Here is an 8,278-nt window from a genome sequence, read left to right on the forward strand (position 1 = left end):
CATTCCACCCTAGAATACTTGACACCCAGGGAATACGAGCTAGGCTACAGGAACATCAGCCAACTGGCAGCCTAAAAGGGCGTCCAGAAAAGCGGAAACACTCCAGTCACCGTGGCCATTGTCCTGGACGTCATCCACGTCCTGGAATATCTGTGGAAGGCCGCCTGGTCGTTCTTCTACCACGGCGACACCGACGCCGAGATCTGGGTCGCCGACCAGGCCGGCAAAATCCTGGACGGCAAGGCTGGCACGGTCGCCGCCGGAATCCGCCACCGCGCCACCCGCAACGGCTACTCCACAACCGAGCGTAAAGGCGCCGACACCGCCGCCGGCTACCTCACCGCCAAGAAGCCCTACCTGGACTACCAGACCGCGCTGACCAGCGGATGGCCGATCGCCACCGGCATCATCGAAGGCGCCTGCCGCCACCTCGTCAAAGACCGCATGGACATCACCGGGGTCCGCTGGGGACTCGACGGCGCCGAAGCCATCCTCACCCTGCGTGCCCTGGTCTCCAACGGCGACTTCAACTCCTACTGGCGCTACCACCTGAACCAGGAACGCCACCGCGTCCACCACACCCGCTACCAGGACCCCACACACCCACAGAATGATCAAATCACTCTAAAAGAGGCTCTTGTGATAGATCAGTGGGTATCTAATCTATCACAAGAGCCCTAAAAGAGCCATACCCATATTCATTGGTGATCAGTCTAGATCAACAATTTCTCCTTAATATAGCTGTTGAGAAGGCAAGCGATTACCGTGATGTCATGCCTCCGATCTCTTTGTTGTGGCGCAGCGCGGAACTGATAGGTCTCGATGCGGCGCTGGAGTTCCAGCACGCGTCGAGTCGCTTGCCGTTTACTTCGGATCTATTGGTTGGATATCCTCGCCTGCGGCCGGAAAGTAGACGGATCAGTGCGATGTATTATATTGAATCGGATGATCAAGATGGTTTTATTTATCGATGCACCAAGTAGCGCTGACGAGGCTTTGAAGCGTCCCGGGTAGAGCGATGATTTGAGGTGGTAGACGGACTGGATGAAACGTACCCCGCTGCACTACGCAGCGGCGGACGACGATGTTTCTCGGGTGGTACATCTCCTTGTGGAAGGGTACGAGCCGTATGCTGTCGATGTCGACGGATCTACGCCGTTGCATTTTGCCGCCCAGAATTATTCCGTCGCGGCGGCGCACGCTCTCCTGGATAGCGGTTCGATGATCGACAGTGTGAACAAATTTGGTAACACGCCATTGTTCTGCGCTGTTTTTACTCGCGTGGTCGAGGTGGCCTTATTGTTCTGCTGCGGGCGCGTGGGGCGGATCCCTGGCGGGTCAACAATTATGGACAGACCCCGGTGGGGCTTGCTCGGCTGATCGCGAACTATCCGATCGCGCAGTTTTTTGAAGATCTTCCGGAGAAGGCTCTTTGACGGGAGCGAGCGAGTTCCATCGTCGGACTGACGGCTATTCTGCGTAACATTCGGTGATCAGGATCGGGTCGTCTCCGCTCCCGGCGCCGGACGGGGGCCGGACAAGAAATCTTGAACCGGCTCTTGCTGGGAGTATGCCTTTCAGGTCTGCCGGACCGACGACGCCGCGGCTGCGGACTTAACAGCGTCTTCGAGGCGGCGGATTACCTCCGGGCCGATCATTGCGTCGACCTTGATGCCAGCGCGGCGTTGAAACGCCTGCACCGCGTGCTCGGTTCCCGTGCCTGGGATGCCGTCGATCGGCCCCCTGTAGTAGCCGAGGACCCGCAGGTACTCCTGAATTTGCCTGATCACACGACGCCGGATGACGCGGGACTCGAGCCAATCATCGACAAGGCTTCCGCTGCGTGAGAGCAGGCTCCGCGCCACACGTTCAACCCCGACCGCCACCGACAGGTATGCCCGGTCCGGCTCTCCCCAGCTAGTGATCGGCTTTGTATCTTCAGGCAGTACCTGTAGGCGCGCGACCGGCAGGTGTTCCCAGCGACATGGGCGAACGACCACGGGAACCAGCGCCAAGCTGTCTCGATCGTGCAGCTCAAGCGCCCTACGCAGCTCCCGGCCATACGCGTACTCCGAGGCGACGAAGTCCGCGGACAGGAGAGCGATCACTATGTCCGCCGACTCGAGGCGAGAGCTGATCTCCGAGTCCCAGCCGGCCCCGGGCAGAAGCTCGCGGTCATACCAGTCCGCGACGATCTGCTCATGACGAAGTGGCGCGAGGTGCTTGTGTAGCTCCGCCAGGATCGGCTCGTCCTCGTGAGCGTAGGAGTAGAAGATCTTGAGTGAGCCACGAGAAGCGACGCTGCGCCCGCTCCACGGGCGCTCCGACGCTCGCATAGTCAGGCCGCCCGACTCGCCCGGTGCCCGGCCGGCATCCACCTGGTCTCTCGCATCACGGTCTCTCGCATCACGCCCGCCTTCACTGCAAGCACCGTGTCTCGCCCGGCGAGAACGTACGGCGAAAGTTTAACCTCGATACACTCATCACACTCCGCGCTCCAGCTTGTCCGCGACGGATGAGGTTTCGCTTCGGACTGCCGGCGGGTGGCCGCGTGGAGTTGGACGAGGGGTCTCGTGTCGTCGGTGCGCGGGTCGGGGCCGGGTAGCGGTTCGTCGTCGAGATGCCGGCCCGTCTTGCAGCCTGCCATGCGCAGCTTGCGCGCCCGCTCCGCGTATGGCAGGCACCTGCTCAGCCGCCGGCGCAGCGTCGCGGTCATGGTCTGCCGGACGGTTTCCAGCGGCACGCCCTGCGTGACGATCGACCCCGCGGCCAGCGCCTCCGGCTCGTGCAGGAGCCCCGGCACCAGGTGTTCGGGGCGGATCTCGTCCTTGCCCGCGGGCTTCGTTCTGCGCTGCCGTCACGACGTTTCTCGCCCGCTCGGTGAACCGGCCGGATTCCTGGCTAGGATCGAGATCCGATGGTTCGTCGGGGGAAGCACTCGACCGGGTCGACCAGGTTCCAGTTCCTCGACCTCGATCTCGACATCCGGCAAGCACCACGCCCTGATCCTGATCCGGGCCGAGACGAGCGGCATCGGGTGCAACGCGGTCCGTGCTGACAACATCTTCCTACGACGGGTAGGACAAAATCAGCGTCATGGGAACAGATCTTGCGACGACCCTGGGCACCCAGGAGACTGCCAACCTGGAGTTCAAACGGGAGATCAGGGACCGTAACGCCATCCGCGAGGCGATCTGTGCTCTGGCCAACGATCTGCCGGGGCTGGGCCGCGGATTCCTGATCATCGGCGTCGACAAGTCTGGTAGGCCGGTCGGGCAGGTCGACACCTCGGATCAGGCGCTGCTCGGGCTCACCAGCATCCGCGACGAGGGGAGGATTCTGGACCGGCCTTCGATGGTGGTGAGCCGGGCGGTGTATCAGGGGCAACCGGTCGTCCAGATCGACGTCAGTGCGTCCCGCACCCCGCCGGTCCGGTTCGACAACGTCGTCTGGGTGCGGCCGGGACCGTCGACCCGCAGGGCGACCCGCGACGACGAGCGGGTGCTCTCCGAGCGGCGGCGCTCCTTTGAGACGCCGTTCGACGTCCGTCCCGTCGCAGGCAGCACCACCGACGACCTCGACCTCGGTCTCTTCCGGTCGGACTACCTACGCTCCGCGGTCGACCCGTCGGTCCTGGACGAGAACGGTCGGCCGACCGAGCAGCAGCTGGCGTCACTGCGGCTCGCCGACACCGATGGCACCCCGACCGTCCTTGGTCTCCTCGTCGTCGGACTGGACCCGAGCGCGCAGATTCCCGGCGCCTACGTCCAGTTCATCCGGTACGAGGAGATCGATGTCAGTGGTGTCGTCTTGGATGAGCAGGAGTTCCGGGTCAATGTCATCAACGCGGCGGAGCGGCTGGAGACCCTGTTCAAGGGACACCTGCACACCCGACTGATCGAGGTGAGCGGGTTTCGCGAGGAGCCGAGGCCGGACTACCCGATCGAGGCGCTCCGAGAGGTGTGCATGAACGCGATCATGCACCGCAACTACGAGTCGTCGAACGCGCCGGTCCGCGTTGCCTGGTTCGATGACCGGATCGAGGTGACCAATCCCGGCGGACCATTCGGCCAGGTCCGGTCGGACAACTTCGACCGGGTCAATGACTACCGGAACCCCTCGCTTGCCGCCGCGATGAAGTCGCTGGGATACGTCAACCAGTTCGGCCGGGGTATCGGGCGTGTCCGGGCTTCGTTGCGCCGGAACGGCAATCCCGAACCTGAGTTCATCGTCGACGACGCCTCGTGGACCGTGACCCTGAGGAGCGCGACGTGATCTCGGTGGCGCTGTTCAACAACAAGGGTGGGGTGGGGAAGACGACCCTCACCTACCACCTCGCGCACATGCTCCAGCGGCTCGGGAAAAACGTTCTTGCCGTGGACCTGGATCCCCAGTCAAATCTGACGGCAGCCTTTCTTGATGAAGAGAAACTCGAGCTGATCTGGCGGGAGTCCAACGGGTCGACGTGGTCGGCCGGGCAGGGCGATGCCGACAGCGCTACCACGGTCGCTGCCGCTGTCAGGCCAATCATGGAAGGCATGGGGGACATTCGTCCGTGTGAGCCCGAACAGATCGCGGACGGGCTCTGGTTGCTTGCCGGTGACCTGACGTTGAGCGCTTTCGAGGATCGGTTGAGCGAAGCCTGGCCCAAGGGCTTCACCGGGGACCCCGCTGCGCTGCGGACGACAACGGCGTTCTACCGGATCATTCAGGTTGCCGCTCGACAGGTCAGGGCCGATGTCGTGCTTATCGATGTCGGTCCGAATCTCGGCGCAATCAATCGGGCGGCTCTGCTCGCCGCCGACACTGTGCTCGTTCCGCTGGCGGCGGATCTGTTCTCCCTCCGAGGACTGCGAAACCTTGGACCGACCCTCCGGATGTGGCGGAGGACCTGGCACGGCAAGGTGCTCCCGGACCTCCCACCCGGGATCGATGCACCGCCTGGGCGAATGACTCCCCTCGGTTACGTCATCATGCAGCCGACGATGCGCTTGGACCGCCCCGTCAAGGCGTACCAGCGATGGCTCGACCGCATTCCTCAGGTCTTCGCGTCGGCCGTGCTAGATGAACCGGAGGCGAACACAAGCCCCAGATCGTATGAAATCGCAACGCTACGCAATTATCAGAGCCTGATGCCGCTCTCGCACGATGCGCGCAAGCCGATGTTCGACCTGAGAACCGCAGACGGCGCGCTCGGCAGTACCCAGACGCTTGTCAACCGGTGCTACCACGACTTCCGATCGCTCGCCAAGAAGCTCCTGCAAAGACTGGACTCGGCGCGGGCTGAGAGCTGAGCTCGATCCAGCGCATCCAGGCTGGGGGGCTCTCGCCCAGGTCGCTGGGACGGTTTGCGCACGGATGCTCCTGCGACATCAGCACGCTGGATACCTACAGGCTCTACCCGCACGACCGGTTCAATGTCGGGACCGCCGACGGCAGCCAGCTGTGCCGTCTCGGTGACAAGGCGGGGATGGCGGGCCCGGCCCAGGCGGGTATCTGACTCCAAGGGGTGTCCTTAGTTTCACTTAGCTCCTATCTGACCGTGCAGTGGCGCCGTAGCCTCAGATCAGTATCACCGGCGGCCCGGCGGCAACGCCGGCGCCGACCTCGCCGGTGACAGCTGGCCAAGCCTCGGGCGGGAGGAGTTCGATTGGGTCTCAAAGATCCCTGAGGAGCTGGTCTCGGCGCGTGCGCGACGGCGCCACGCCGGCCCGTACCGGGCCGGGCCGCGCTCGTGCTTGCCATCGCTGACCGGACATCGCTGATCCCCGCCGCTGCCACGGCGCTGGCCGATGAGGCGTCGAGTGCCATAGTCCGCTTCGATGCCGAGCTCGGTGCCGCGACCGCGTCCTTTGCCTCGGTTCTGCTCCGCTGCGAGTCCGCGTCCTCGTCGAGGATCGAGAACCTCCCCTCAGGCGCGAAGGCCATCGCGCTCGCCGAGTTGGGCAGCACCGACGAGCGCAACGCCACCGCGATCGTCGGGAATGTCGCCGCGGTGAAAGCCGCCCTGGACCTGGCCGACCGCCTTGATCAGGGCGCGATCCTGGCCATGCACTCGGCTCTCATGACCAGGCACGCCCCGAGGATCGCCGGCCGGTGGCGCGAGGAGCAGGTGTGGATCGGTGGGGATTCCTACGGCCCGCACGCCGCCGCCTTCGTTCCGCCGCACCACCGTCACGTCCCCGCTCTGATGGACGACCTGGCGCGGTTCATCAGCAGGACCGATCTGCCGTCGCTGAGCCAGGCCGCGATCGCGCACGCCCAGTTCGAGACGATCCACCCGTTCCCCGACGGGAACGGCCGTACCGGCCGGGCGTTGATACACGGGATGCTGCGTGGCCACGGACTGACCCGTAACGTCACCGTGTCCCGGTCTCCGCCGGGCTGCTCACCGGGACCGGGGCCTATTTCGACGCCCTGACCGCCTATCGCGAGGGAGACCTGTCGGCAATCGTGGAACGGATGGCGCACGCCTCCTTCACGGCCGTCACGAACGGTCGCCAGCTTGTCGCCGAGCTGCGCGGTCTTCGTACGAGCTGGGAGGACACGCTTCGGGTTCGACGGGACTCCAGCGCCCGGCGGCTTGCCGATGTGCTCCCGCGGCAACCAGTCGTCGACGCGCGCACGGTGGCCGCCGAACTCGGCGTCACCCCGCAGAACGCGCGACGCGCCATCGCGCCACTCGCCGAAGCGGGCATCCCCACCGAGTTCACCGGATTCACCCGCAACAGGATGTGGCAGGCCACCGCCGTGCTCGCCGCCCTCGACGCGTTCGCGGCGCGCGCCGGCCGGCGGGGAGACCCATGATCAGCAACACAATCACGGCAGCGGACGGGGGCTGGGCTGGTGTCCGCGGCATTGTGTGCTACCTGGTAGTACCTTGTGGCGCCAGCGGGATATCGTGAGTGGTATGAGCGCGCAGCCAGAGATCACCCAGCGTGACCTGCGCAACAGGCCCAAGGAGATCATGGACGCGGTTCAGGGTGGCCAGGCGTTCACGGTTACCCGCGACGGGCATCGGATCGCTGAGCTGATCCCGTTGCGGCGACGCAGGCGGTTCGTCCCGCGCAGTGAGTTCGCGGCGATGTCCCGCAGCGCCCCCGACATCTCCCTGGACGCTTTTCGGGCTGACCAGGACGCCACGGCCGATCAGGAACCGGACGACCCCTATGGCCGGTGACCACGCGCAGGGACTGCTCGACACGAACATCATGATTCTGCAAACGTCCCACAATCGGTAAGCGGTCCGGTCGCGCTGAGGGCTGATATCGCCCACCCGGCAGTCCTGAGGCCGGATCTTCCTCCGGCGGACCGTACATGATCGTTTTGTCGGTGCTGGCATTGAGGAAATTCGACAGGATGAATTTGATCTTCTGTGTCCTGTCGGTGCGCACGAGACCGTTGTCCTGTTCACCTGGCGTCTGTGCTGTTCACCTGGCGTCGCGAGGTCGAGGTGGCGGGCGGGGTCCGCCGGGGGCGGTACGCCGGCCGCGTCCGGGCCGGGGCAGACTGTCGTCCATGACGCGGGTGGCTCCGAAGGGCTCGCCGGTGGGCCCGTTGCGTGACCAGGCGCTGGCCTATGCCGGCCACCAGGTGCATGTCATGCGCCGCCGCGAGGCCGGCACGCTGCTGGCGTGGGCGGGTGAACTGGCCGGGCGGACCGTTCTGGACGTCGCCGGCGGCGACGGGTACTGGGCCGGCCGGGCGGTGCGCCGCGGGGCTCGGGCGGTATGCCTCGACCTCGCCCGCGGCAAGCTGGAGTTCGGCCGCCGGCTGCATGGGCGTCCCGCGCTCGTCGAGGGGGACGCCCTGGCCCTGCCGTTCGCGGAGGGATCCTTCGACGTGGTGATGTCGGTCTGTGCGATCGAGCACTTCGACGACGGCCCGTCCGCGCTCGCGGAGATGGCCCGGGTGCTCAGACCGGGTGGGGACCTCGTCATGTCCGCGGACGCCCTCAGCCGCGCCGACCAGTGGCCGGAGCTGTTCGCCCGGCACCGGGAGCGGTATCACGTCAAACAGACCTACGCCGGCGACCACCTGGCGAAGCTGCTGGACGAGCGCGGTCTGACGGTCGTGCGCCAAACCTACATGTTCCGCTCGCGGCGGGCCGAGCGGCTCTACCTGACGCTGTCGGCCAAGGGCGGGCGGGCCGGCTGGAACGCGGCGGCTCCGCTGTCACCGATCGTCGCCCGTTCCGACCGGCGCAACCCCGACGGCCACGGCAGTGTGGTGCTGATCCACGCCCGCAAGCGGCAGCCGTGACCGTCCGCCACAGGAC

Annotated in this window: 8 protein-coding genes and 2 pseudogenes; 8 read left to right on the top strand and 2 right to left on the bottom strand. The window is 65.4% G+C overall.

Features of this window, described 5'->3' with window-relative positions; translation table 11 throughout:
* Nucleotides 1-126: 126 nt before the first annotated feature.
* The 3 genes and pseudogenes from DD1DGNOD_RS05985 to DD1DGNOD_RS05990 all read left to right on the top strand — a co-directional run.
* A pseudogene (locus DD1DGNOD_RS05985) lies at nucleotides 127-606 on the top strand (ISKra4 family transposase); the annotation flags it as partial.
* A gap of 98 nt (nucleotides 607-704) precedes the next feature.
* The gene (locus tag DD1DGNOD_RS27780) at nucleotides 705-983 is read left to right on the top strand and encodes a hypothetical protein (protein ID WP_206442974.1); all 279 of its coding nucleotides are present in this window, start codon (nucleotides 705-707) and stop codon (nucleotides 981-983) included.
* Between the two features lie 61 nt (nucleotides 984-1,044).
* Nucleotides 1,045-1,380, top strand: a complete 336-nt coding sequence (locus DD1DGNOD_RS05990) for an ankyrin repeat domain-containing protein (protein WP_206442975.1) — start codon at nucleotides 1,045-1,047, stop codon at nucleotides 1,378-1,380.
* Nucleotides 1,381-1,577: 197 nt separating this feature from the next.
* On the opposite strand, the gene DD1DGNOD_RS05995 is transcribed toward DD1DGNOD_RS05990, so the two are convergent.
* Nucleotides 1,578-2,336, bottom strand: a complete 759-nt coding sequence (locus DD1DGNOD_RS05995) for a peptidoglycan-binding protein (RefSeq protein ID WP_131765634.1) — start codon at nucleotides 2,334-2,336, stop codon at nucleotides 1,578-1,580.
* Nucleotides 2,337-2,338: 2 nt separating this feature from the next.
* Entirely contained in the window at nucleotides 2,339-2,803 is a 465-nt protein-coding gene (locus DD1DGNOD_RS31060; protein WP_206442976.1) for a hypothetical protein, read from the bottom strand.
* A gap of 293 nt (nucleotides 2,804-3,096) precedes the next feature.
* On the opposite strand from DD1DGNOD_RS31060, the gene DD1DGNOD_RS06005 reads away from it, so the two are divergent.
* The 5 genes and pseudogenes from DD1DGNOD_RS06005 (at nucleotide 3,097) to DD1DGNOD_RS06025 (ending at nucleotide 8,262) form a co-directional block, all read left to right on the top strand.
* A complete protein-coding gene (locus tag DD1DGNOD_RS06005) occupies nucleotides 3,097-4,275 on the top strand; it encodes an ATP-binding protein (protein ID WP_131769632.1) in 1,179 nt (392 codons plus the stop codon).
* Complete coding sequence (locus DD1DGNOD_RS06010; protein WP_131765755.1) at nucleotides 4,272-5,294, top strand: ParA family protein; 1,023 nt, start codon at nucleotides 4,272-4,274, stop codon at nucleotides 5,292-5,294. The genes DD1DGNOD_RS06005 and DD1DGNOD_RS06010 overlap by 4 nt, the downstream gene beginning before the upstream one ends.
* 369 nt (nucleotides 5,295-5,663) lie before the next feature.
* A pseudogene (locus DD1DGNOD_RS31065) lies at nucleotides 5,664-6,807 on the top strand (Fic family protein).
* A gap of 103 nt (nucleotides 6,808-6,910) precedes the next feature.
* On the top strand, nucleotides 6,911-7,180 hold the full coding sequence (locus tag DD1DGNOD_RS06020; RefSeq protein WP_206442979.1) for a type II toxin-antitoxin system Phd/YefM family antitoxin: 270 nt from the start codon (nucleotides 6,911-6,913) through the stop codon (nucleotides 7,178-7,180).
* Between the two features lie 368 nt (nucleotides 7,181-7,548).
* Complete coding sequence (locus DD1DGNOD_RS06025; protein WP_131765756.1) at nucleotides 7,549-8,262, top strand: class I SAM-dependent methyltransferase; 714 nt, start codon at nucleotides 7,549-7,551, stop codon at nucleotides 8,260-8,262.
* The last annotated feature ends 16 nt before the right edge of the window (nucleotides 8,263-8,278 follow it).

The sequence above is a fragment of the Candidatus Protofrankia californiensis genome, assembly GCF_900634765.1.
GTDB classification, from domain to species: Bacteria; Actinomycetota; Actinomycetes; order Frankiales; family Frankiaceae; genus Protofrankia; species Protofrankia californiensis.